Origin of the sequence: Silvibacterium acidisoli (genome assembly GCA_022870745.1) — a bacterium.
Taxonomy (GTDB): Bacteria; Acidobacteriota; Terriglobia; order Terriglobales; family Acidobacteriaceae; genus Silvibacterium.
Map to the genome: position 1 here is coordinate 1532794 of CP085323.1, position 24614 is coordinate 1557407.

Sequence of the window (24614 nt, forward strand, 5' to 3'; positions counted from 1 at the left end):
CTGAGACAGAAATCTGCGGACCGGGATCATCCCGGTCCGCAGCTCGTGGATATTTATTTAGAAGAGTAGCTTGAGAGCGACCTGCATGATGCGCGGATCGTTCGCCGAGTTGATGTAACCCATGCCGCCGGGCCCAAGGTTGTCGATGCTGCCCGAAGGGTTGTTGAACTGCGCGTGATTGAAGACGTTGAAGGCTTCTGCACGGAACTCCAGCTTGGTTGAGTCGGTGAAGCCGAAGGTCTTCAACAGGGCCAGATCGGTATTGTTCAATCCAGGTCCGTGGAAGAAGCGGCGTTTGGAGTTGCCGAAGCTGCCCAGATTCTCCACCGAGAAGAGATTGGTGTTGAAATACGGGTTGCCGTGGCGCGGATTCTTATCGGCATAGAGCTTGCCTCCGGTTGGATCATAGTTCGGCAGGTCGGCGCTTGTGCCCGTCAGCGAACGATCATCGCCCTCTGACATGGTAATCGGCAGCCCCGTCGCAAAGGTGGTGATACCTGACACCGCCCATCCGCCCAGCGTTTTCTTCACCAGTCCCTTCTGCGGCAGAAAACCGTCGATAGGCAGCGGCACGTTGTAGCTGGCGACGAAGTTATGGGTTACGTCGAAGCTTGACAGGCCGCGGCTAAGCAGCGGATTAAATACGTTCGTCAACTCACCTTGCGCAGACGAGTTATCGAACGAACGGCCATAGGTGTAGCCAATCAGCAGGTCGGCATACTTGTTGTTCTGCTGCAGCGCGATCTGCAGCGAGTTGTAACTCGAACTGGCTGCGGTCTTCATGTAAGGGTCAGACGCAAAATTGATGCCAAGAATCGGCCTCGTGCCTTCGACCGTAGTGCCATCGGCAAGCGTGTAGACGTTCGTTTCAAGGCCAGGACCGCATGCAGTCTGTCCTGGAGCCAGGGTCGAAGAATTCAGTGACAAACAGAGATTGGGATCGCCGGGATTCGACTCTTCCTGCGTGATGAGCTTACGTCCGATATTGCCGACATAGTTCACGCTGAGTACTGTTTTCGAAGTCAGCTCACGCTGGTAGCTGAGAAAGAAGCTTTCGATATAAGGAAGCGTATTGTGTATGTCGAAAGCAAGAGATCCGGAGATCGGTTCAACACCTGCCCAATTGAAGCTGGTGTCCGGATTACTCGCCGAGACCTTTGTCGATGGAAAGACGAACGGGAAGCGCTGCCCTTCGCTGTTGCCTGTAGCGCGATCGATAAACGGCGTTGAGAACTGCGACGGTACAGGGCTGGCATAAAACAATCCGTAAGGAGCATCGCCCACTTCTACAAACCCTGTCGCATCCTGGATGTTGGTGTAGAAGATGCCGTAGCCGCCACGAACGCTTGTCTTGCCCGGTGCGCCAAAGATCCGTTCTGTCCAGCCGGAGGTCTGCGGCGTAAAGGCGAAGCCAAAGCGGGGAGCGACGTTGTTCCAGCGAATAGGTGCCAGCGTTCTCGGCACACCCGGATCCCCCGGCACGAGATAGCCCTTAGGGGCGCCTGGAAAAAGAACCGACTGAACTCCGGGAACAATCGCTTCGAGCTTGTTCTGCGTGTCATACCATGGCGTGCTGATTTCGTAGCGAAGACCCATGTTCAAGGTCAGGCTGGGAGTCGCACGCCAGCTGTCCTGCGCATATGCGCCCACGTAGTGACTGCGTGAATCGAGGATCTGGAGGCTGGCCTGGATAAAGCTGGCTGGGGCGCCGATCAGGAAGTCTGTGAAATCATCCTGCGATTCCTGGCCATTGAACCCAAACGATCCATTCTCACCGTAGTAATTGCGCTCGTTGATCTGGTCATAGTGATAGCTGGCTCCAAACTGCAGAGTGTGCGACCCAATCACGCGCGTGTAGTTATCGATCCACTGAAAGGTGTTGTTGTACTGACGGAGCGTGTCGGCGGGCACACCAATCGTGAAACTGTTGAAGCTGACATTGGGAACCGCCTCATAAGCCGGATTGATGGCTCCAATGCCGCCCGATGGTCCCCATGGCGATACAAACCCCAAAGATGAAAGCGTCGTACCCACTGACCCGGTCGGCACGCCCTGCAGATTCACGTCGCGCAGATAGGCAAAGCGAAAGTCGTTTACCGTGCTGCTGCTGAAGGTCTTCGTCCAGCCCAGGTTGACCATCTGAGCTTTGCCCTTTGTCGTTGCCGCGAATCCAGGCGTATTGCCTCCGCCATAAGGATTGTCGAGCGTAAAGCTGTCGACAAAGTAGTACCCGAAGAAGCTTCCCATGTGCGTGTTGATGTCTACACGGCCGCTTCCCTTGTAGTCGGAGAGTGTTTGCGAAAATGCCGCAGTCGAATAATTGCCATTGCTGACATTCTGCTGCGGTATGTACTGAATGAGGTGCGCTGCAGGCGTATCCCAGGCAGCTGTCGGAACCTGCCCATTTGGAAACACGCATTGCGTGTTAGAGGTACAAAGCTGAGGGTTCCCGCTGTTGGCCGTAGCCGGATCGGCAAAGTACTGCTCTCCCGGAGTGACGGCGTAGCCAAGTCGCTGGCTTAGAACATTCGCCCAGGCATTTCCGTTTACCGTAATCGGCGAGGCGCCATTTTGCCATTCCTGCGAGATCAGGCTGGCGACATTGCCCGAACGGCTTGCCGCCGAAGGCACGGGATAATTCTGGGTCAGGCCCTGTATCTGCTTCGTCCCTTGAAAGTCGCCGAAGAAAAAGATCTTGTCCTTCTTCACCGGACCGCCAAGAACTCCGCCGAAAATATTCTGAATAAATACGCCACGTTGCTGCGCAAAATAGTTGCGGGCATCGAGATCCGTGTTGCGCAGGAAGTCGAAGACATCGCCATGAAAATTATTGGTGCCCGACTTCGTGACCACGTTCACCTGGCCACCGCTGAAGTTTCCATACTCGGCGTTGAAGTTATTGGTGATGATACGGAACTCGGCAATCGAGTCGAGATTGGGAACGATCGCAGCGCCGTTTTCTACACCTTCGTTCGCATCCGCACCGTTGATCATGAAGCCATTTGAAGCCTCGCGGCCGCCGTTGACTGACTGGTTGCCGGCATTCAAATCACCGGAAACCGGGCGGCTTCCGCCTTCAGAGACATTCTTGTACGGCGAAACGCCCGGCTGAAGCTGCAGCAGATCTGTAAAGGAACGGCCATTCAGCGGCACAGCTTCGATCTTTGTCGACTGGATCACTTCGCCCAGCTGCGTGTTGGCAGTTTCTACCTGCAGCGCATCGGCTTCGACGTGCTCCGTTTCTGTAACCGAACCGACCTTCAGCGCGACATCGACGCGCACCGACGAGTTGGCATCGATGCGAATATTTTCCTCGGAGAATTCGCGGAAGGAAGACTGCGCAGTCTTGACCGTATAAATACCTACCGGCAGCACAGGAAAGCTGTAGAAGCCCTTACCATCCGACACGGTGCTGACCGCGACACCGGTCTGCTGGTTAGTCGCCGTCACAGTCACACCCGGAATGGCAGCGCCACTTGGGTCGGTGATCAGTCCGGAGATCACACCGGTGATATCCGCAAACGCACAAGGAACGCTGAGAATCAGCAGTACAGGGAAAACAATCCGCAAGAGCTTGCGCAAAATCATTCAGGCCTCTCCTCAAAAACAAACCAAACAAGCAATCTCGTCTGCTGCATCGAAAAGCGACTACAAAATGCAAAACCGTGAAGCGGGTCCCGAAGCCTTTGAATGGATGTTCAGCCTCGAACAAATACTTTCAAAAACCTCGACCTTAAAACGATTGAATAAATGGACGCACACCTGGCGCTATGAACTTTTCAAAATTGTCCGGGAACATTAACGCCGAGTGAAAGCATAATCAGGGAAGGCGCCGCGACGCGCATCGGACAAATGACCTATATAAAGTTTATTTATGAGTTAACTATCGATGCGAGGATGCAACGACTGAGAGAAGATGGGCGTGCACAATGAAGCGCTGGGGAGCAGAGCCGACATAGTAGAAGGGGTAGCAGGTGACGAGCGTCAACGCTGGCCGGGATTGAATGTCCAGCACCCTCGTCTGATCCGGCGTAACGATCTCAGTCGAATCGACGGAGTACAAGTAAGCGCCGTTCGCGCCGGCGAGTTGAATGACCATCCCCTTGCGGATAGCCTTGAGCGGTCGCAGATAAGTATCGCGGTGTCCCGCCAGACCGACAGTTCCCAGCCCTCCCGGCAGTGCCGTCCCAGGAATGTGTCCCACGCCGCGTAGCAGATCGGCTTTCTCAATGCCCGATGTCATCGGGACAGCAAGATGCAGGGCCGGAATTGTCATCTGGCCGATCACGCCATCCTGCGCCTGATGCACATCTGCAACGTGCGCCGCCACACGGGCCGCACCATGCGCGGAAAGATACTGAACGGCGAGCCAGCAGAAGACGAGAGCCGAGACGATCCAAAGCCCCGGCTCCGCGATACGGCTCCAGCGCGCGGTGTGAAATCGGCCCATGCGAAGCTTTAGACTTTGCGAGCTGAGAGTCTGAGGGTCGTCAGCGTGGCTGCTGCGAGCAGGGTCAAAACTCCGCCGAGCAGGATAACGGGAGTGTCGCTCGCCGTATGCGGCAGGCTCTTCACCTGCGGCTTTGCGCTCGCAACTTCCGAGAGCTTCGCCGCCTGGATGCCGGGTCCGACATGCGTGGGTGTCAGCAGCCAAAGAGTAATCAGCTGCATTTCATCCTGGCTCAGTCCGCTGAGTTGTGGAGAGTGCCCTTCCGACTCCGGATCGACCGCGGCAACAGGCTTTCCGTTTGCCTTGGCCAACGCAACGGCATCGTTCTTCGGGTAGACGAATTCAACAGCCTCTCCCCTGCCGAAAGAGAAACCTCGCAGAGCGCTCTGACCATCCGCGGCAGACTGCCATGCGACGGCTCCGCGCTTCGTGCTCTCCAGGCTCCTCTTCGGCCTGATACCGATGAAGGTAGCCTTGTCGCTGCCTTGTGTCGCATCGATGCGGACAATGTATCTGTCTTTCAGTTGATCCAGAAGCGTTATGGAGTAGCTTCCGGGAGGTAACGTCGCGCCAGGAACGAGAGTTCTCTCTGACAATGTGAACTGCGCCTGGGGAAGACCTGCCGCCACAAGCGGCAGTGGCGCCAGGAACAACAACGCGGCTTTGCACAATGCTTTGACTGTCATGCATCCTCCTTGCGTTCAACCTAAAAATGAGGGGAACGAGCTCAGCTGACTGCGAAGCTAGTCAAAATCGTTCATGACAACCGAGCTGCGTACCTGCCCCAGGGAGCGGATAGTATTCCGAAGGGCAGTTGCCTTCGTTTTTCCGGATCGAACCACAAGGACAACCTCATCGACCCGTTCCGCAAGCGCCTTTACGTGCGGAGAGCTTGTTAATTCGGGGGCGTCCAGAATCGTGCAGGCAAAACCAGACTTCGCATAGTCCAATAGATTGTTCAGATGCGTGCCCGGCGCAAGCAGTTCATCAGCCATTGGTAACGACTCGCCGATGCCCGCAAGAGAGATGCCGGTGTTACCGAGCTCGCCCACGATGGCATCCGGTTGAATGAGTCCGCGCAGCACCTGTTCCACCCCTGGATGGTTCGGAGGCGCGCCGAAGACAAAGCGGAAGCGTGGCCGTTGAAGCGACAGCTCCATCAGCAGCACCGGCTTCTTCTGCTCTGCAACAGCAAAGGCCAGGTTCACGGCGGTGATCGTCTTGCCTTCCGCCGCTCCCGGACTCGTCACCAGGAGAACTTTATTCGACGCGTCACCTGCGACCAGGTCTCCGCAGATTTCGCGATAACGATTTGCCGCGGCACTATCCGGCGCCGAAGCGAAGACAAACGCGTCATGCCGAGTGGGTGCATATGAAGGCAAAGCGCTTCTGCCCCGCTTACGCAGAGGCGCGTCCGATACCAGCAATCTATCGATAGAGAGTTTCATGTCTAATCCGGGGAACCGCTCCGAGATAACGCATCGAGCCGGTAAGTTGTGCTTGCAGATCTGTTTCCCTCTTCACGGTTCCATCGAAGCGGTCGACCAGCAGAACGATCAGCAACGTCAGCGCGACAGCCAGGGGAAGAAGCAGCCAGAGCAAAGGAGACTGGCGAACCTGCTTCACGTCGGCGTCTGCAGACATGGCAATCTTCCAGGGAAAGGCTTGCTGCTGTTGCACGCCTGGAGTTGGAAGCGAAGCCGGAACCGGAGCATGAGCCTCAGGAGGCTGTTTCGCGATGAGCTTCCTCAGCCGCTGTTCTTCTCTCTGGTTTGCAGAGATCTGTTTCTGCAGCGCAATGATCTGTTTTTCCTGCTCCGCACGTTGCCTGTTCAATTGCGTCGCCATCGCTTCACGCTCTTCGGCCGAGAGCCCCGAGAGCTGGCGGCGCATGCGGGCCCACTCCGTGGCCTTCTGCTGGAATGCCGCATGCAATTCCTCATCTTGATGAAGGGCATCGTTGAGCAGAATCTCTTCGCGCGTAGGCACCCTGTCGGCCTGTATCTTCTGCGTGGGCTGCGGTTGTGGAGCAGGTGTGGACGGCTGCTGCTTCTGCCACGCGTCAGAGATCGATCCGGCAACGGACTTCGCAAGCGCAGTAGAGGCTACCGCCGCCATGTCAGCTGACCGGTTCTGAAAAGTGACCGTCAGGCGCTTTGTGCCGTCGGACTGGGCTCCGGAAAGAGACACGGTGCTGTGCGAGCGCAGCGCGCGCAACATATATCCCCGATACCTTCCGGAGTCGAGTCCAAGCTGATGCGAAAGATTCCAGTAAACATCGTCGCTGGGCGGCGAGAAGGGCAGCACCTGCGAACGGGCCGACGCCGTCTGCGGATAATATGTCACCTGCGTTGTTGCCACATATTGTTTGGGCGAACGCAGGCTCACCCAGGCGGCAGCGATCGCCAACGGCAAAAAGATCGCCATAGCGAGCCCGGTATGGCGCTGCAGCGCTCTCAGTTGTCGGATGACCCACGCACCCAGCCTCATGCCAATCTCCAGATATGAACCTGCCGCATAGAGCGGGCAAAGTTATACAGAGGCAGAAAAGTCGTACAGGGTAGTCAAGGATCTTCGAAATCCGACTTGACTTCGCGGTAAAGCGGGGCCGGATCGCATGCTTTCAGGAAAGTGCTTTTTCTCGCACTCCGGATCCACTACCGGAACGATAAAACTCTCGCCGGTGGATTCGACACCAAAGCATTTCTCAATCTATGTAAGGTAATTTTCTCAGCAAAACCCGGCTCAGGCGATGCAGGGTGACTAAAGGAAGATCGCACCCGAAAACTGATGATCTCGCTAGTACCTATGAGTAACCATAATTTGGGAACAAAGGGCGAAAAGCTAAAGAGCAGCAGGATGATTTACCCTTCTGTCTCAGCGCGTCGCGTTCATTTTTTTCGGACTTCTACTTTCAGCCGACGCAGCATGGAACGACCGGGGATTTCTACATGAGACTTTTTCGAAGCCAATCTTCTGCCTACCGCTTCTTCGGCCTGACATTTTCTACTCTTTTTGCCGCTCTTGCGATCAGCTTTACGGCCGCCGCACAGACTCTGCCCACGCACATCAGCTTTGATCCCGAGACGCATATCTTCCGAATCGACAGCGCGGATTCCAGCTACATCTTCGGAGTCAATGAGAGCGAGCAACTACAGGCTCTGTACTGGGGCAAGCGTCTTGCGGATTCGGATCGCTTCAGCCCGGCGAAATCCATGCCCGAAGTCGCATCCTTCGATGCGCCCAGCACAACCACGCAGCAGGAATACATCGGATGGGGCGGCGTGCTTTACGTCGAGCCCAGCCTCAAGATCACCTTCCCTGACGGGAATCGCGACCTCAGGCTCAAGTATCTGAGCAACCACATCGACGGCAACCACCTGTCGATCCAGATGAAAGATATCTCTCGCGAGATCTACGTCACCCTCAACTACGACGCTGATGGCGAGACCGGCATCCTCCGTCGATCGGCGGAGATCGAAAATCGCACCGGCGGCCCCGTCAGCATTGAGGAAGTCTCAGCAGCGACCTGGAATCTCCCTCGCGGAACAGATTATCGTCTTCGCTATCTCACTGGCCGTTGGGCCGGAGAGAACACGGTCCAGGAGCAACCACTCAACCCCGGCAAAACCGTTCTCGAAAGCCGCCGCGGAACGACTGGCGCGCAGAATGCTCCCTGGTTCGCAATCGACCATCGCAACGAAAACGACTCAGAGCATGGCGATGTCTGGTTCGGAGCACTCGGCTGGAGCGGATCCTGGCAGATCACCATCGAACAGGATGTGCTGCAGCAGGTACGCGTCAATGGCGGCCCGAATAGCTTCGACTTCGCCTACCATCTCGCAAAAGGCGCGAAGTTTCAGACACCCTACTTTTACGGCGGCTACTCCGATCAGGGTGTCGGGGGCGCATCGCGTCTGCTGCACCGCTACGAACTCGACTCGATCCTGCCGCAGGCACCGAAGCCAAAGGTACGTCCGGTTCTTTACAACTCGTGGGAAGCAACCGGGTTCGACGTAACCGAAACTGGCCAGATGGCTTTGGCCGAAAAAGCTGCAAGCATCGGCGTGGAACGCTTCGTCATCGATGATGGCTGGTTTGGCCAGCGCAAGACCGACCATGCTGGACTCGGCGACTGGTACGTAAATCCGCAGAAGTTTCCGAACGGATTAAAACCGCTCATCGATAAAGTCCACTCGCTCGGCATGGACTTCGGTATCTGGGTCGAGCCGGAGATGGTCAATCCAGACAGCGATCTCTATCGCAAGCATCCTGACTGGGTGTTGAATTTTGATGGGCGCCCGCGCACCGAACGGCGCAACCAGCTGGTGCTGAATCTCGCACGCCCCGACGTTCGCGCATACGTCTACGGATTCCTCGACAAGCTGCTCAACGAAAACCAGATCGCCTTTCTCAAGTGGGATTACAACCGCAACTGGTCTGAGCCCGGATGGCCTGCCGTCCCGGTCGACGAGCAGAAGAATGTGTACGTCGATTTCATTCGCAACTACTACAGCATCCTCGCGGAGCTGCGAGAAAAACATCCTGGAGTGGAGATTGAAAGCTGCTCGGGCGGTGGGGCACGCGTCGACCTGGGCGTGATGCACCTCACCGACGAAGTGTGGCCGTCGGATAACACCGACGCCTTCGATCGCCTGCTCATCCAGAATGGCTTTACGTATGCCTACACACCCGGCGTGATGATGGCGTGGGTCACCGACTCGCCGACCTGGGTCAACAACCGCACGCTATCCCTGCAGTATCGTTTCCTCTCTTCCATGCAGGGTTCGCTCGGCATCGGAGCCAACCTGAACAAGTGGACGCCCGAGGACTTCGACACCGCGAAAAAGATGGTCGCGCAATACAAGGGCATACGGGAAACCGTTCAGCACGGCTCGCTTTATCGCATCATCACTCCGGAGCATGACAGCCAGCAGTCCGTCACAGAATCTGTTGCGCGCGATGGACACGAAGCAGTCGTCTTCGCCTTCCTTCACTCCAGTCGTGAGAACTATCCGTATCCACGGATCCATCTGCACGGACTCAACCCAACTGCGCGTTACAGAATTACAAGCCTGGATGGAAAACTCGCTGACGATACTCCGGAAACAGCCAGCGGCGCATGGCTGGAAAATCGCGGTGTAGATGTCGATCTGAAAGGCGACTTCCAGGCGATGTCGTTCCACCTGGAACGCCTGCCATAAACAAGATGGTCTCGAGCTGGTTGTACAGCTCGAGACCATTTCCTTCCTCTCAACACTCCTGAAAACCGGTTCGACAGCTTGGTGCTAGATCCTGAACAAGCTATTGCCCGAGCAACTTCAGGTCGATTGCATTTCCCATCGCAGCGTAACCGGCATCGGCAGGATGCAGGTGATCTCCCGAATCGTTCGCCTTGAGAAAGACCGACGGATTCGCGGGATCCTGCGTGGCCTTTTCAAAGTCGATGAAGCCATCCGTCTCGTGATTGGTGCGAATCCACTGGTTGAGAGCTGTCCGCATGGCCTCGCCCTGCGGTGTCTGGTAGCCGGCTCCGACGAAGGGTGTCAGTGTGGCGCAGATCACCTTGATGCCATGCTGGTGCGCCCGCTCCGTCATCTGCTGCATAGCGGCTATCAGCTGATCCGCCGTGATGATGTCGGCTTGCGATCGGGGCGCATGTGTACCTCCGCCGATGTCGTTGATGCCTTCGAGAATGATGACGTACTTCACACCCGCCTGGGCTATGACATCGCGGTCAAAGCGCGCCAGTGCATTCACCCCGGCGCCATCCGTCAGAATGCGATTGCCGCCGATTCCCTCATTCAGCACTCCCAGCGGCTGACTGCTGTTGTTGCCGAGCAATCGTTGCGCCAGCACATCCGGCCAGCGAGCGTTCTTATCCGGCGTGCTCGCAGCGCCATCGGTAATGCTGTCGCCAAAGGTTACGACCGTCCCGGCGTTGGTGTTCGCCGCGACCTGCACGCCTTTCAGAAAATACCAGGAGCGAGCCATCTGCGGCTGGTTCAGGGTCGCCGCGGTAACGGCGTTTCCAGCAACGATGTAATTTGTTTGATCAGCAAACCAGTGAAGCGTTCCCCGGCTGATTGCCTGCGCCGGAACAAAGATGCTCACGGCGAGGCTAGAGAGCTGCGGAAGATTCATCGCCACAGGATCGCTGATCATCATCGCGCCGGCCGGGATGGTCACAGAAGGCCTGCCTGCAAACGTCAGGCCATGCGATGCAGCTGGATCCACCGCTCCGCCGGTGCCGGCCGGCGCCACGGATGCTGCACCGATCGTGAGAGGTTCGCTGCCGAACTCATTCGTCAGAACAACCCGGATCTTTGAACCGCCGAGAGAGACATGCACAATCTCCCGATAGGTGGTGTCTGCGGCCCCAAAGGAACCATCGTTGCCCCTTGCCGCTACAGGTGCGGTGGCCCAGGTTCCAACCCAGTGATCCGTGTCAGGCGGTGTAGCCGCCGAGGCAGCTACAGCAAAGAGCAGCACTGCCCAAGAGCAGCAGGAGAGAAGCACACGTCCGGCAGTTCCTCGATTCACGATGTCCTCGTCTTCATTCATGAATTTGAGGAACATCGGAGTTCGATTTCCCCACAGAATCGCTAACTATAAGATCTGCCGCGATACGAGTCAACGAGACGCGGGACATCGATCTCACTCTTCGCTCGAAGATCGCTATATCGCTTTGTTTATCGCGGAAAAAAAGTGGTGGCCAGAGACGGGATCGAACCGCCGACGCTGAAAGGCCCTTTCAGGGCCGCGGGCTGGCACTGAGCTTCGCTAGAAGAGCGCGGCATCGCTTTATTTGTCGCGGAAAAAGTGGTGGCCAGAGACGGGATCGAACCGCCGACGCTGAAAGGCCTTTTCAGGGCCGCGGGCTGGCACTGAGCTTCGCTAGAAGAGCGCGGCATCGCTTTATTTGTCGCGGAAAAAGTGGTGGCCAGAGACGGGATCGAACCGCCGACGCTGAAAGGCCTTTTCAGGGCCGCGGGCTGGCACTGAGCTTCGCTAGAAGAGCGCGGCATCGCTTTATTTGTCGCGGAAAAAGTGGTGGCCAGAGACGGGATCGAACCGCCGACGCCGGCCTTTTCAGGGCCGCGCTCTACCACTGAGCTATCTGGCCTTGGGGTGTCCAAGGGCGATCTGGGACGATCGCGCGGGCAGGTCTTGAGGGTGGTACGCCGGGACGGGAATCACCAGCAACTTCTCTTCAAACTACCTGAGTCAGTATAGCAAAGAACGGCGCTTGCGGGGCGATCCCACTCCTTACCTTTTGCAATCGTTCCCGGCGCTGTATTTTGCTCTCAATGACATACACTGAGTGACATCGTTTTAAGGATGCACCAAGGACGCAACCATGACGCGCTTCTCTCGCTACAGGTCTGCCCTCATCGCCTCTGCCGCATTGATGCTTTCACTGCTGCCGATCCAGCTTTTCGCCGAGTCTCGATCTGCGGCGAAAACGGCCCATGTTGCGGCCCCTGCTACATCCAGTGCAGAAGCGCGCACCGAGCGCGCCTTTCAGGACGCCCGCCGGCAAGGGCCGCTGGCGCTGCGAGCCTTCCTCTACCAGATGCCCAAGGGTGGCGATCTGCATAGCCATCTCACCGGCGCGATCTATGCCGAATCATGGATTCGCGCAGCCGGCGAAGATCATCTCTGCGTCGACGTCAAGAAGCTGGATTTCGTGAAGCCCCGCTCGGAACATGGCGACTGTCACGAAGGACAGATATCGGCCAGCGCGCTCCCCACGGATCAGCATCTATATGACGCGTTGGTGGACGCCTTCTCCATGCGCACCTTTGTGCCCCGGTCCGCTGACTCAGGCCACGATCACTTCTTCGACACCTTCGGGCAATTCGACGGTACAGACAAGAACCACGTTGGAGAATGGATCGACGAAGTCGCTACCCGCGCCGCCGCGCAGAATGAGCAATATCTCGAGCTCATGCACACGCCGGACTTCCGCGATGCCGCTGCCCTCGCTGCCAAGGTCGGCTACAATCCCGACTTCCCTGCTTATCGCCAGAAGCTGCTCGACTCCGGTCTGCGCAACCTCGTCCCGACGATCATTGCCAGCATGGATCAGGCCGAGGACGTTCGCAAGCAGCGCGAGCACTGCGGATTGCCCGACGCGCAGCCTGCCTGCTCCGTCAAAGTCCGCTACATCTACCAGGTTCTGCGCGCCAAGTCTCCGGAGATTGTCTTTGCCCAGGTACTTCTCGGCTTTGAAACAGCAGCAGCCGATCCCCGATTTGTAGGCATGAATTTCGTGCAGCCTGAAGACAACTACGTTGCCATGCACGACTACCGCCTGCACATGCAGATGCTCGACGCACTGCACAACTTCTATCCCCAGGTTCATATCAGCCTGCATGCCGGGGAGCTCGCGCCGGGCATGGTTCCTCCCGACGGTCTGCGCTTCCATATCCGCTTAGCTGTTGAGCAAGGTCAGGCCGAGCGCATCGGCCACGGCGTGGACATTATGTATGAGGATCATCCCTACGACCTGCTTAAGGAAATGGCGGCCAAGCACGTAATGGTGGAAATCAATCTAACCAGTAACGACGTCATCCTGAACGTAAAGGGTGATGAGCATCCGCTGCCCTTTTATCTGAAATACGGGGTTCCCGTAGCTTTATCGACGGACGATGAAGGTGTTTCCCGGATTGACCTCACCCATGAATTTGTCCGCGCCGCCACGACCTACAACCTCGGCTACACAGACCTGAAAAAGATGGTGCGAACCAGCATCGAGCATAGTTTCCTGCCCGGCGCGAGCCTGTGGCAGACCTCGAATCCAGAAAGCTTCGATCACCCGGTTGCCGTATGTGCCATGCAGCTGGGGAGCGAAACGCCGGCAGGCCCCTGTGCCGAACTGGTCTCCGGAAGCGAAAAAGCGCAGCAACAATGGGAACTTGAACACAGAATTCATGTGTTTGAGGCAAGCTTTTGACAGATGCGTATCGTTTTTTCGACCTTTGGGACCTTCGGTGACGTAAATCCGCTGATTGCCTTGGCGCTGGAGCTTAAGAGACGTGGCCATGTTCCCGTCCTCGCTGCGCCAGCCATGTTTGGCGAAAAGGTTACTCCGCTCGGCATTGAGTTTGTGGCAGTGCGTCCGAACCAGGACCCCAACGACAAGCGCATGGTCGAGATGATCTGGGACATAAAGAAAGGAACGGAGCGCGGTCTTCGCGAATTTCTTTTCCCAGCCATCCGCGATAGCTATGACGACCTGCTCGCTGCCGTAACCGACCAGGGAGGCGCCGACCTGCTTGTGACGGGAGAGCTGGCTTACGCCGGCCCCATCGTCGCCGAAAAAACCGGCATCCCCTGGGCCTCCTACGTTCTGGCGCCGCTCTCGTTTTTCTCCGGATACGACCCGCCGGTGCTGCCTCCATATCCGACGCTGGCCAAGGTCCAATCACTGGTTCCAGGCATCGGCCATCTCGTGCCCCGCTTTGCACGGCTGGTTACGCAACACTGGCCGAAGCCGATCTATGACCTGCGTCGCGAACTCGGCTTGCCTCGGGGCGAAAATCCGATCTTCGACGCCAAGCACTCCAAGCGGCTTGTGCTTGCGCTGTTTTCGCATGTATTGGGCGATCCGCAACCGGACTGGCCGGCCAGCACGCTGATCTCGGGATTCGCTTTTTATGACGGCGATGCTGGCAAAACTGATCTGAGTCCCGGACTGCAGGCTTTTCTGGATGCCGGCGCTCCTCCGCTGGTCTTTACACTCGGCTCTGCGGCCGTCATGGCTGCCGGAAACTTCTACGAAGAGAGCGCGCTGGCTGCGGAAAGGCTGGGCGAACGGGCGGTGCTGCTGGTAGGAAACGATCCCCGGAACCGGCCCACAGTATCTCTTTCCGACAGGATCTGGATTGAACCCTACGCGCCGTTCTCGCGCATCTTTCCCCGCGCATCGGCGATCGTTCACCAGGGCGGAGTGGGCACGACTGCGCAGGCGCTTCGAGCAGGGCGCCCCATGCTGGTCATGCCATACAGTCACGACCAGCCTGATAACGCACGGAGGGTTCGGCACCTCGGAGTGGCCAAGGCGATTGCGCGCAAGGATTACCGCGCCGAGACGGCAGCGGTAAGAATCCGTCAATTGCTCGACGAACGCAGCTATGCGGAACGCGCAGAACAGGTAGCGCGCCGCGTCCAGATGGAGGACGGCGTCAAAACGGCATGCGATGCCCTGGAAAAAGCCGCGATCCGTTCAGCCCGCTGAGTAGCAGGACAAAAGTTTGGCTTCGAGTACAGAAAGGCGAGCCGGGGCTCGCCTTTCCGCTCGGTCTTGCTACCGTTTTAATACTGTCTGCGTCAATTAGAGAGGCTGGACATCCGATGCTTGCCAGCCTTTCGGCCCCTTAACGACGTTGAACTGCACGGCCTGACCTTCTTGCAGACTCTTAAAGCCATTGGAGTTAATGGCAGAGTAGTGCACGAAGACATCCTCGCCATTCTGGCGGGAGATGAAGCCGAAGCCCTTGGCGTCGTTAAACCACTTCACGGTACCTTGTTCCATCTGATGCTTATTCCTAGATTGAATTGCGCTGGAGTGAATCGGAGCCAAACTTGCACAATCTCGCGATCAAGCAGGACTGCATTAACCCGGATTAGTTCTAACGCGTGGACAGTTTAGCAGACTTTACAAGAGCTGCGACAAAACTTTGACGCCTGCGACAGATCGGCAAAGCTGCGCCCATTTGTCCTTTAATACCGATGCGGGCGGCCTCGCGCATATTCCCGATACATATAAATGTCCGGACGATAACGGTCTCGCATCCCCCCTCTATGAGTTTTTCCAGCTCCCTGTGGATGGCGGCTCGGCTCTCTGGTATACCGGGAAGAGAATGCAGACCGAGATGCTGAAACAAATCCAGGAAACCCATAGAGCGAAGTTTTCCGATAACCCTGCTGTCTTTTCCGCGCCGGGACGAGTCAACCTGATCGGCGAGCACACGGATTACGCGGGCGGTTTCGTAATGCCTGCCGCCATTAACTTTCAGACGCTGGCAGCGATCAGCCCCCGCGCCGACGGCCAGATCGCCATTTACTCGAAGAATTTCGACGAGCTTCTCACCTACCCTCTCGATGCGATTCCGGCAAAGGCCTCTCACCGCTGGGTCGACTATCCGCTCGGAGTGCTCACGGTTCTGCGCCAGCAGGGGATCGAAATTCCTGCATTCAACCTGACGCTCGACGGCAATGTGCCCCTTGGCGCGGGGCTCAGCTCGTCTGCATCGATCGAAGTCGCCACCATGGCGGCGATGCTCAGCCTGACCGCGACCAAGCTGCCTCTTCCGAAGATCGCGCTGCTCAGCCAGAGCGCCGAGAACAACTATGTCGGCGCCTCGTGCGGAATTATGGACCAGTTCATCTCCTGTTGCGGCGAAGAGGATCACGCCCTGCTGCTGGACTGCCGCTCCCTTGAATACCAGATGGCTCCGATCCCTTCGGACATAAGCCTGGTTATTGCCAACACCATGGTGAAGCACTCCCATGCGGGCGGCGAATACAACCAGCGCCGCGCCGAGGTGGAAGAAGGCGCGCGGATCCTCGCTACTCATCGGCCGGAAATCAAGCTGCTGCGCGACGCGACCATGGATGATCTCGAGAAGTGGGGCTCGACCATGCCTGAAGGCGTACTCAAGCGCAGCCGTCACGTTATCTCGGAAAATCTGAGAACCGTCGCCGCGGCCAAAGCTCTTGAGGCTGGAGATCTGGAAACACTCGGACGCCTGATGTACGAGGCTCACGCCAGCTACCGCGACGACTTCGAGGCCAGTTGCCGCGAAGCCGACATCATGGTGGAGTTTGCCTCGAAGGAACCTGCCTGCATCGGCGCCCGCCTCACGGGCGGCGGCTTTGGCGGCTGCACCATCAACCTGGTCAAAGCGGCAGAGGCCAAGGGTTTCACCGAGCGACTGAAGGAGTACTACCATACAGCGACCGGGATCTCAGCCGAGATTTACCTGTGCCGCGCCTCTTCGGGAGTTCACCAGGTCATTTGATGGGATCACAGTATTTATCTGTGAAGCGCTCTAACCGTGGATGCGCTTCACAGATTTTCATTCTTTCCGGCATCGGCCCATTGCTAGAATAACGACACCGGAGCCCTTAAAAACGAGTGTGACAGACAGCACTGGCCGCTTCGGCGCAGTACGTTGAGGCATTTCCGGCGCCTTTCCCGTTTGAACGCTTTACTCTTGCGCGGGCCAGGTCCGGAGTCGCCCCCCTGATTTGATCTGAGCTTCAGCAACCGTTCTGCACAGAAACATTGATGGGATTTTTTGGGAGATTGTAAAAAAATGAGCTTAGCCACCTGGCCACAGCCTATTTCCCCGCAGCCTGCGGGGAGCCACAACATCGTTGCATACTTTTCCATGGAAATCGCGGTTACTCCGGAGATGCCGACCTATAGCGGAGGCCTTGGAGTGCTCGCCGGGGATACATTGCGCGCCGCCGCCGATATGGGCCTGCGTCTCGCCGCCGTTACCCTTGCGCATCGCAAAGGCTATTTCCAGCAGCATCTGACCGATGCCGGCGTGCAGTCGGAAACCACCCAGCCCTGGAGCCCGGAGAAGGTGCTCTTTGGTGAAGACCCGATCATCTCCATCACCATCGAAGACCGGCCGGTTGCGATTCGCACCTGGCGCTATGACATGGAAGGCGTCACCGGCCACATTATTCCGATCTATTTCCTCGATACCAATCTGGAGCAGAACGATCCCCGCGACCGCGTTCTGACCGACTCTCTCTATGGCGGCAACGGCGATTACCGCCTGCGCCAGGAGGCCGTTCTCGGCATGGGCGGAGCGCGCATCCTCGAAGCGCTCGATTACCAGCCGCTCGTCTATCACATGAACGAAGGCCATGCCGCCCTGCTTACCATTGCCCTGCTCAAGCAGCAGATCTTCGGCGAGCCCCTCGAAAGCGCCGGCCCCGCGGACATTGAAGCCATCCGGCAAAAGTGTGTTTTCACGACGCATACGCCAGTTCCGGCCGGTCACGACCGTTTCTCCGCTGAGCAATCGCAACGCATTCTCGGCGCAGAGCGCACTGCGCTGCTCGAACGCATCGGTGCCTTCCACGAAGGCCTGCTCAACATGACCTATGTCGCGCTTCGCTTTTCGCGTTTTGTAAACGGCGTGGCAATGCAGCACGGCAAGGTCTCGCGCGAAATGTTCCCGGAATACTCGATCGAGGCGATCACCAACGGTGTGCACGCCGGAACCTGGACCGCACCCGCCGTGCAGGAGGTCTTCGATCGTCACCTGCCGCACTGGCGCCAGGACAATCTTGCACTGCGTTACGCCATCGACATCCCTGAGTCTGAAATCGCCGAGGCTCATGCCGAGTCGAAAAAGGCGCTCCTTACAGCCGTTAAGGAGCGGACGGGCGTGGAACTGCGTCCGGATATCTTCACGATCGGCTTCGCCCGCCGCGCCGCAACCTACAAGCGCAGCACCCTGCTCTTTGACGATCCCGAACGCCTCGTCAAGATGGCCAGGGACTTCGGCGGCCTCCAGATCGCGTACGCGGGCAAGGCTCACCCTGCCGACGAGCCCGGTAAGGCAATGATCAGGAAGGTGATCGAACTCTCGCACGAGCTGAGTTCAGACCTGCTGAAGATTGTTTACCTGGAGAATTACGAGTGGAACCTCGGCGCTTTGCTTACCGGCGGAGTCGATGTCTGGCTCAATACTCCGAAGAGGCCCTATGAAGCCTCCGGCACCAGCGGCATGAAAGCGGCTCTGAATGGAGTTCCCAGTCTCAGCATCCTCGATGGCTGGTGGATTGAAGGCTGGATCGAGGGTGTGACCGGCTGGGCCATCGAAGATATGGAGACCGAATCCGAGGAAGCCAACTCTCTCTACGAGCACCTTGAGCAGGTCGTTCTGCCGCTCTACTATCAACAGCCCGACCAGTGGAGGCGGATCATGCGCTCGACGATCGCGCTGAATGGCTCCTACTTCAACACGCAGCGGATGCTGGAGCAGTATGTGCAGAACTCCTACTTCCCCGAGATCGCAGTGCCCCGGGCAATTTCCGTCCCCGAACCCGTCCTCGCCCGCTAGATCACACAAAAGTGTCATGAAATCAATGACATGAGTAGCGCCACTGCCATACATTCGCAGCAGTGGCGCTGCTATACTTAGGCAGGACGCTAACCGACCGCTGCATGGCATTCTGACTGGTCCGTTCCCCACATCCGCGTTCTGCGTCATACGAAAGCACAGGGAGAAACACTGGTGAACCAGGTTGTCGTAGAGGAAACCGTTCAGTCGGCCTCATCGCGCCCGATTTGTGTCGATCTTGACGGCACATTGGTGAAGAGCGACACGCTGATCGATTCACTTCTTCTGCTCGTACGCACTTACCCGCTTCGTTCGCTGCAGGCCCCTCTGTGGATCACCGGCGGCAAGGCTGCGCTCAAAGCGAAGGTCGTCTCTTATGTGCAGCTCGATGTGGAGCACCTGCCGTACAACAGCGAACTGCTGGAGTATCTGCGGGCCGAGCACCGCCAGGGGCGCAAGATCTACCTGACGACCGGCGCGGACAGCAGCCTCGCCCATCGCATTGCCGAACACCTTGGCATCTTTGAGGGCGTACTGGCCAGTGACGGCACCGTCAACCTGATCGGCCACAACAAGCTCGATAGCCTCAAGCAGCTTTTTGCGGCAGACGGATTCGATTACATCGGAAATGCTCCGCCGGACGTTCCGCTCTTTGAGCATGCGGGCTACGCCATGGTGGCGAACCCCAGCTTCGGGCTCCGGGCGCTCATCAAATCGAAGAAGATTCCGGTACGTCACCATTTCCGCGACCAGGGCAAACCGCTTAAGGTTTTCCTGAAAGCGATTCGCCTGCACCAGTGGGCGAAAAACATTCTGATATTCGCGCCGCTGGTGCTGGCGCACTCTTTCCAGCTTCCCCTGATCGTCCGGGCGATCGTGGCGTTCCTCTGCTTCAGCCTGTGCGCGTCCGCCACATACATCATTAACGACCTGCTGGATATCGAGGCGGATCGCCGCCACCACAAGAAGCGGCTTCGTCCCTTTGCCTCCGGAAACCTGTCGGTGCAGGGTGGCATCGCGATCATCGTGGTATTCATGACGCTGTCTCTGGCAGGCGCGGCCTATCTTTCGCGGGATTTCCTCGGCTGGCTGCTGCTCTACCTGGTCACCACGCTCTCCTATTCGCTCTACCTGAAGCGTGTCGTGCTGATCGACGTCATTCTGCTTTCCGGCCTTTACACGCTGCGCATGCTGGCAGGCGGAGCCGCCACATATACTGACTTCTCTCCGTGGCTGGCTGCCTTCTCAATCTTCCTCTTTCTCTCGCTCGCCATGGTCAAGCGCTTCAGCGAACTCGAGAACATCAAGGCGAAGGGCAATGCGCTGTCCAATGGACGCGGCTATCTGCTGGCCGATATCGAGCAGCTTCGAGCCTTTGGTACTTCGAGCGCCTATGCGTCCGTGGTCGTTTTCGCGTTCTATATCTACGGCGCAGGCTCGGCCGGGCTTTATCAGCACCCAAGCCGCTTATGGCTGATGACCCCGCTGCTCATCCTGTGGCTCAGCCGCGTGTGGCTGCTGGCCTCGCGGGGCGAGATGGACGAAGATCCGGTCATCTTTGCCGTCACCGACCGCATGAGCCTGTTGATTGGAGCATTCGTCGTGCTGATCGCCGTCCTGGCGGCGCTGTGATGGAAGAGTGTAAACAGCCACTGCTACGCAATCAGCTTTTGCATGTAGATCCGTTTTTTCCGCCTTCCGGCAGAGAGTGATATCCAGATTGGCAAACGACAACGCCCTTCCCAAAAACATCCTCGTACTCGGCGCAACATCCGCCATCGCCGAGGCTACGCTGCGCCTTCTCGCTCCCCATGGAGCACGTTTCTTCCTCGTTGCCCGCAATGCGCAGAAGCTGCAGGCCGTCGCGGCCGACATTAAGATTCGCGGCGCAGTGAACGTCACGACGCACGTCATGGACCTGGACGACACCGCCGCGCACCCCGCCATGCTCGCAGCCGCAGCCGAAAACCTCGGCACCATCCAACTGGCGCTGCTGGCCCATGGCATTCTGGGCGACCAGGAAAAGGCCGAACAAAACTATTTCGAGGCCGAGGCGATCCTGGGAACCAACTTCATGGCTCCGGTCTCGCTCATCACATGGCTCGCGAACTATTTCGTGTCGACCCACCAGGGATGCCTCGCAGTCATCTCCTCAGTCGCGGGCGATCGTGGCCGCAAAAGCAACTACGTCTACGGAGCTTCCAAGGGAGCGCTGAACATCTTCCTCGATGGCGTACGTAACCGCATCGACCGTGAAGGCGTGCACGTGCTGACGATCAAGCCCGGCTTCGTGGCTACACCGATGACGGCGCATCTGCCGCAAAATGCACTCTTCGCGCAGCCATCCAAGGTTGCGGCAGGCATTCTGGCAGCGATCCGGAAGCGGAAAGATGTGGCTTACGTCCCCGGCTTCTGGGCTCTGATCATGCTTATTCTTCGCATGATTCCGCGACCGATCTTCAAAAAGCTGAACGTCTGACCCTGTGCTCTATCCCCGCCCGCAAACGCGGATCCGAAGGTACCTTTGCATCAACTGCGAGGGCCGCTACATCTGATGCTGTGAACCCTTTTGCAAGGGGTCCTTTCCGCAACGTTGTACGTCTAGATGTTAGCTTTTCTGCATTTTTTGCAGGACTTATTTAATTTGTAGCTTGTATTTTGGGATCGTGCGTCCGTCTGCTCCCGGCTGTCCACGTGTCTGCTGATATTTCGCTCTCCAGATCCGTATCGTAATTTCAGCAGCAGCCGAACGCCTGCCCAAACCGCATCCACCATGATGCCGCTGCCGGATGCCGCCAGGAGACGCTGAAAAGATATGTGGATAGTTCGTCTAGCGCTACGACGCCCTTATACGTTCGTCGTATTCGCATTGCTGCTGTTGATCCTTGGTCCGCTCACGGTGCTCAATACGCCTACGGACATTTTCCCGAATATCGATATCCCCGTCGTCTCGATCGTCTGGCAGTACACCGGTCTTTCTGCGCAGCAGATGTCGACCCGCATCGTCTATCAGACGGAACGCACGCTGACGACCACGGTCAACAATATCGAGCACATCGAATCGAACTCGATGTACGGCATCGGTGTTGTGAAAATCTATTTTCAGCCGGGCGTAGACATCGCGAATGCCGTCGCGCAGGTCACCGCTATTTCCCAGACGCAGTTGAAGCAGCTGCCTCCCGGCACAACGCCTCCGCTGGTGCTGCAGTACTCTGCATCGTCAGTTCCGATCATTCAGATCGGTCTTTCCGGTCAAGGCCTCACGGAACAGCAGCTGAACGATCTCGGCCTGAACTTTATCCGTACCCAGATCGTGACCGTCGAAGGCGCCGGTATTCCCTATCCGTATGGCGGCAAGCAGCGCCAGATCCAGGTAGACATCAACTACCGGGCATTGCAGGCAAAAGGCCTGGCTCCTTCGGACATCGTCAACACCATCACTGCTCAAAACGTGATTCTGCCCTCCGGCACTATCAAGATGGGCAAGTTCGAGTATCAGCTGGAGACCAACAGCGCGCCTGCGGCGGTTGCAGAGCTCAATGACCTGCCGATCAAATACGTCAACGGCGCAATGGTATACATCCATGACGTGGCACACGTCCGCGATGGCTTCCCGCCGCAGACGAACGTTGTGCGCGTGGATGGGCAGCGAGCCTCGCTGCTCTCCGTCATCAAGACCGGTAAGACCTCGACCCTCGATATCGTCAGTGGAGTCCGGGCAAAGCTGACCGACATCAAAGGACAGCTTCCGCCCACTCTGAAAATGACTCCCCTGGGCGACCAGTCGATCTTCGTCCGCGCCTCGATCGATGGCGTTGTGCGCGAAGCCATCATCGCAGCCTGTCTGACGGCTGTAATGATTCTGATCTTTCTCGGCAGCTGGCGCAGCACGCTCATCATCGCCGTATCGATTCCCCTGTCCATCATCTGCTCGCTGCTTGTACTGGCGGCGCTGGGCGAAACGATCAACATCATGACCCTCGGCGGCCTGGCGCTGGCCGTCGGTATTCTCGTCGATGACGCCACGGTCGAAATCGAAAACATCAACCGTAACCTCGAGATGGGGAAGGCCATCGAACAGGCGATTCTCGACGGCGCCGCGCAGATCGCGGTTCCGGCGCTTGTGGCCACCATCTCGATCTGCATCGTGTTCGTACCGATGTTCTTCCTCACCGGCGTCGCCCGGTACCTCTTCGTGCCACTGGCGGAAGCGGTCTGCTTCGCCATGCTCGCCTCATACATCCTTTCGCGAACCATCGTGCCGACCATGGCTCGCTACCTGCTGAAGGAGATGGACGAAGACCACCACGAGAATCTGAAGAAGAGCCGCAATCCTCTCGTGCGCTTCCAGCAGGGCTTCGAGCACCATTTCGAAAACCTGCGCGTCGGTTACCGGCGCATCCTCGAGCTTTGTGTCGCTCACTCGGCAATCTTCATGATTGCCTTTCTCTCCTTCGCGGTGATTTCCGCCGTCGTGCTCTTTCCGTTCCTTGGGCAGGATTTCTTCCCCTCGGTGGATAGCGGCCAGTTCAAGATCCACGTTCGCGCACATAGCGGCACCCGTATTGAAGACGTGGCGGATCTCTGTGACCAGGTGGATAACACGATTCGTCAGGTCATCCCCAAGGCCGAACTGACGACCATCATCGACAACATCGGGTTGCCATATAGCGGTATCAACACCTCGTATTCGAACTCAGCCACCATCGGGTCCTGGGATGCCGATATCCAGGTCTCGCTGAACGAGAAGCATCACCCGACCGACGATTACGTTCAGCAGCTGCGCGGGATTCTGAACCAGAAGTTCCCGGGCGTAATTTTTTACACTCTGCCCGTCGACATGGTGACGCAGATTCTTAACTTCGGACTGCCGGCGCCTCTCGACATCCAGATCCTCGGCCAGAATATGTACGCGAACCGCGAGCTCGCCGAGAAGATGATGAACGACATCAAGCACATCGGCGGCACTGCGGATCTGCGCATCCAGCAGCCTTTCGATCAGCCGGTGATGAATGTCAATGTCGACCGCTCCAAGGCGGAGCAGCTCGGCCTGACACAGACCCAGGTTGCCGATGGCCTGCTCACCGCAGCCTCCGGCAGCTTCCAGACGTCGCCGAACTACTGGCTGAACCCCGCGACGGGAGCCAGCTACCAGGTCGCTGTACAGGCGCCGCAGTACAACTTCGACACCATGCAGGACCTGAAGAATACGCCGCTGAATCCACCGGCGGACAATGCGGCATCGACAGCAATCAACGGAACCTCTGCGAACAACGGGCGCCCCTTCCAGATCCTGAACAACGTGGCGGATGTCGTACCCTCGCAGGAGCCGGCCACGGTGACGCACTACAACATCTCTCCGGCGATCGATATCTACGGCAACGTCGTGAATACCGACCTGAAGAGCGTATCCGACCAGATCCAGCAGGTTGTCGCCAAGTATCACAGCCAGTTGCCCAACGGCTCCCACGTGATCATTCGCGGACAGGTACAGACCATGAACGCCTCGTTCCGCGGTCTCTATCTTGGCCTCGTCTTCTCGATCGTGCTGGTCTACTTGCTGATCGTCGTGAACTTCCAGTCCTGGCTCGATCCATTCATCATCATCTCGGCGCTTCCGGCCGCGATTTCGGGCATCGTATGGTTCCTCTTCATCACACATACCCGGATCAGCGTTCCGGCTCTGACCGGCTCGATCATGTGCATGGGCGTGGCGACCTCCAACTCGATCCTCGTGATCTCATTCGCACGAGAGCAGCTTGAGGAGACAGTGGGCGATGCGAAGGCAGCGGCCTTAAGCGCCGGCTTCACACGCTTCCGGCCTGTCATCATGACGGCGCTGGCCATGATCATCGGCATGGTACCCATGGCTCTCGGCCTGGGCGATGGCGGCGAGCAGAACGCGCCTCTCGGTCGCGCCGTCATCGGAGGCCTGCTGTTTGCTACTGTTTCGACACTCTTTTTCGTACCGACTTTCTTCTGCGCTATCCACGGCTCGCTTGAAAAGCGCCGCCAGAAGCGCGAAGCCCGTCACACTCACGGCCAGCAAGTGGCAGCGGAGAACTAAA

16 protein-coding genes and 1 tRNA gene are annotated in these 24614 nt (G+C 57.7%); 9 read left to right on the forward strand and 8 right to left on the reverse strand.

Going from position 1 to position 24614, the window contains the following annotated elements:
• Positions 1 to 57: 57 nt before the first annotated feature.
• Positions 58 to 3588 (reverse strand): TonB-dependent receptor, encoded by a 3531-nt coding sequence (locus LJD29_RS06320; protein ID WP_446744907.1) that lies wholly within the window; start codon positions 3586 to 3588, stop codon positions 58 to 60.
• Between LJD29_RS06320 and LJD29_RS06325 the strand changes: the two genes are divergently transcribed.
• Positions 3575 to 3802: a hypothetical protein gene (locus tag LJD29_RS06325; RefSeq protein ID WP_446744908.1), complete on the forward strand. Its 228-nt coding sequence runs from the start codon at positions 3575 to 3577 to the stop codon at positions 3800 to 3802. The two genes, LJD29_RS06320 and LJD29_RS06325, sit on opposite strands and share 14 nt — an antisense overlap.
• A gap of 81 nt (positions 3803 to 3883) precedes the next feature.
• On the opposite strand, the gene LJD29_RS06330 is transcribed toward LJD29_RS06325, so the two are convergent.
• From LJD29_RS06330 to LJD29_RS06345, 4 genes are read right to left on the reverse strand one after another with little or no spacing between them, the layout of a single operon-like run.
• Positions 3884 to 4450 carry a class D sortase gene (locus LJD29_RS06330; RefSeq protein ID WP_446744909.1) on the reverse strand — a complete coding sequence of 189 codons (567 nt, stop codon included), beginning with the start codon at positions 4448 to 4450 and terminating at the stop codon, positions 3884 to 3886.
• 8 nt (positions 4451 to 4458) lie between these two features.
• Entirely contained in the window at positions 4459 to 5136 is a 678-nt protein-coding gene (locus LJD29_RS06335) for a hypothetical protein (RefSeq protein ID WP_446744910.1), read from the reverse strand.
• 57 nt (positions 5137 to 5193) lie between these two features.
• A complete protein-coding gene (locus tag LJD29_RS06340; protein WP_446744911.1) occupies positions 5194 to 5898 on the reverse strand; it encodes a CpsD/CapB family tyrosine-protein kinase in 705 nt (234 codons plus the stop codon).
• Positions 5879 to 6940, reverse strand: coding sequence for a GumC domain-containing protein (locus tag LJD29_RS06345; RefSeq protein ID WP_446744912.1), 1062 nt, complete (start codon positions 6938 to 6940; stop codon positions 5879 to 5881). The genes LJD29_RS06340 and LJD29_RS06345 overlap by 20 nt, the downstream gene beginning before the upstream one ends.
• A 461-nt stretch (positions 6941 to 7401) precedes the next feature.
• Here LJD29_RS06345 and LJD29_RS06350 point away from each other — a divergent pair, with 461 nt between their 5' ends.
• On the forward strand, positions 7402 to 9654 hold the full coding sequence (locus tag LJD29_RS06350) for an alpha-galactosidase (protein WP_446744913.1): 2253 nt from the start codon (positions 7402 to 7404) through the stop codon (positions 9652 to 9654).
• A gap of 100 nt (positions 9655 to 9754) precedes the next feature.
• Here the strand turns inward: LJD29_RS06350 and LJD29_RS06355 are convergent, their stop codons facing one another.
• Both LJD29_RS06355 and LJD29_RS06360 read right to left on the reverse strand, forming a co-directional pair.
• On the reverse strand, positions 9755 to 11029 hold the full coding sequence (locus tag LJD29_RS06355) for an SGNH/GDSL hydrolase family protein (protein WP_446744914.1): 1275 nt from the start codon (positions 11027 to 11029) through the stop codon (positions 9755 to 9757).
• 472 nt (positions 11030 to 11501) lie between these two features.
• Positions 11502 to 11576: transfer RNA gene (locus LJD29_RS06360), tRNA-Phe, on the reverse strand.
• A gap of 234 nt (positions 11577 to 11810) precedes the next feature.
• On the opposite strand from LJD29_RS06360, the gene LJD29_RS06365 reads away from it, so the two are divergent.
• Positions 11811 to 13409 carry an adenosine deaminase family protein gene (locus tag LJD29_RS06365; protein ID WP_446744915.1) on the forward strand — a complete coding sequence of 533 codons (1599 nt, stop codon included), beginning with the start codon at positions 11811 to 11813 and terminating at the stop codon, positions 13407 to 13409.
• A 3-nt stretch (positions 13410 to 13412) separates the two neighbouring features.
• The gene (locus LJD29_RS06370) at positions 13413 to 14693 is read left to right on the forward strand and encodes a glycosyltransferase (protein WP_446744916.1); all 1281 of its coding nucleotides are present in this window, start codon (positions 13413 to 13415) and stop codon (positions 14691 to 14693) included.
• A 96-nt stretch (positions 14694 to 14789) separates the two neighbouring features.
• Here the strand turns inward: LJD29_RS06370 and LJD29_RS06375 are convergent, their stop codons facing one another.
• The gene (locus LJD29_RS06375) at positions 14790 to 14990 is read right to left on the reverse strand and encodes a cold-shock protein (RefSeq protein ID WP_013581125.1); all 201 of its coding nucleotides are present in this window, start codon (positions 14988 to 14990) and stop codon (positions 14790 to 14792) included.
• Between the two features lie 340 nt (positions 14991 to 15330).
• Here LJD29_RS06375 and galK point away from each other — a divergent pair, with 340 nt between their 5' ends.
• From galK to LJD29_RS06400, 5 genes are all read left to right on the forward strand, one after another.
• The gene (gene galK, locus LJD29_RS06380) at positions 15331 to 16479 is read left to right on the forward strand and encodes a galactokinase (protein ID WP_446744917.1); all 1149 of its coding nucleotides are present in this window, start codon (positions 15331 to 15333) and stop codon (positions 16477 to 16479) included.
• 297 nt (positions 16480 to 16776) lie between these two features.
• Positions 16777 to 18546: an alpha-glucan family phosphorylase gene (gene glgP / locus LJD29_RS06385; RefSeq protein WP_446744918.1), complete on the forward strand. Its 1770-nt coding sequence runs from the start codon at positions 16777 to 16779 to the stop codon at positions 18544 to 18546.
• Positions 18547 to 18720: 174 nt separating this feature from the next.
• Positions 18721 to 20178 (forward strand): UbiA family prenyltransferase, encoded by a 1458-nt coding sequence (locus tag LJD29_RS06390; protein ID WP_446744919.1) that lies wholly within the window; start codon positions 18721 to 18723, stop codon positions 20176 to 20178.
• 88 nt (positions 20179 to 20266) lie between these two features.
• Positions 20267 to 21025 (forward strand): SDR family oxidoreductase, encoded by a 759-nt coding sequence (locus LJD29_RS06395; RefSeq protein WP_446744920.1) that lies wholly within the window; start codon positions 20267 to 20269, stop codon positions 21023 to 21025.
• Positions 21026 to 21361: 336 nt separating this feature from the next.
• Entirely contained in the window at positions 21362 to 24613 is a 3252-nt protein-coding gene (locus LJD29_RS06400; RefSeq protein ID WP_446744921.1) for an efflux RND transporter permease subunit, read from the forward strand.
• The last annotated feature ends 1 nt before the right edge of the window (position 24614 follow it).

Excerpts from the sequence above, each read along its gene's own strand:
- LJD29_RS06370 (WP_446744916.1), top strand. The coding sequence starts at position 13,413 with ATGCGTATCGTTTTTTCGACCTTTGGGACCTTCGGTGACGTAAATCCG.
- LJD29_RS06355 (WP_446744914.1), bottom strand. The coding sequence starts at position 11,029 with ATGTTCCTCAAATTCATGAATGAAGACGAGGACATCGTGAATCGAGGA.
- LJD29_RS06340 (WP_446744911.1), bottom strand. The coding sequence starts at position 5,898 with ATGAAACTCTCTATCGATAGATTGCTGGTATCGGACGCGCCTCTGCGT.
- LJD29_RS06335 (WP_446744910.1), bottom strand. The coding sequence starts at position 5,136 with ATGACAGTCAAAGCATTGTGCAAAGCCGCGTTGTTGTTCCTGGCGCCA.
- LJD29_RS06345 (WP_446744912.1), bottom strand. The coding sequence starts at position 6,940 with ATGAGGCTGGGTGCGTGGGTCATCCGACAACTGAGAGCGCTGCAGCGC.
- LJD29_RS06375 (WP_013581125.1), bottom strand. The coding sequence starts at position 14,990 with ATGGAACAAGGTACCGTGAAGTGGTTTAACGACGCCAAGGGCTTCGGC.
- LJD29_RS06350 (WP_446744913.1), top strand. The coding sequence starts at position 7,402 with ATGAGACTTTTTCGAAGCCAATCTTCTGCCTACCGCTTCTTCGGCCTG.
- LJD29_RS06320 (WP_446744907.1), bottom strand. The coding sequence starts at position 3,588 with ATGATTTTGCGCAAGCTCTTGCGGATTGTTTTCCCTGTACTGCTGATT.
- galK (WP_446744917.1), top strand. The coding sequence starts at position 15,331 with ATGCTGAAACAAATCCAGGAAACCCATAGAGCGAAGTTTTCCGATAAC.
- LJD29_RS06400 (WP_446744921.1), top strand. The coding sequence starts at position 21,362 with ATGTGGATAGTTCGTCTAGCGCTACGACGCCCTTATACGTTCGTCGTA.
- LJD29_RS06365 (WP_446744915.1), top strand. The coding sequence starts at position 11,811 with ATGACGCGCTTCTCTCGCTACAGGTCTGCCCTCATCGCCTCTGCCGCA.
- glgP (WP_446744918.1), top strand. The coding sequence starts at position 16,777 with ATGAGCTTAGCCACCTGGCCACAGCCTATTTCCCCGCAGCCTGCGGGG.
- LJD29_RS06330 (WP_446744909.1), bottom strand. The coding sequence starts at position 4,450 with ATGGGCCGATTTCACACCGCGCGCTGGAGCCGTATCGCGGAGCCGGGG.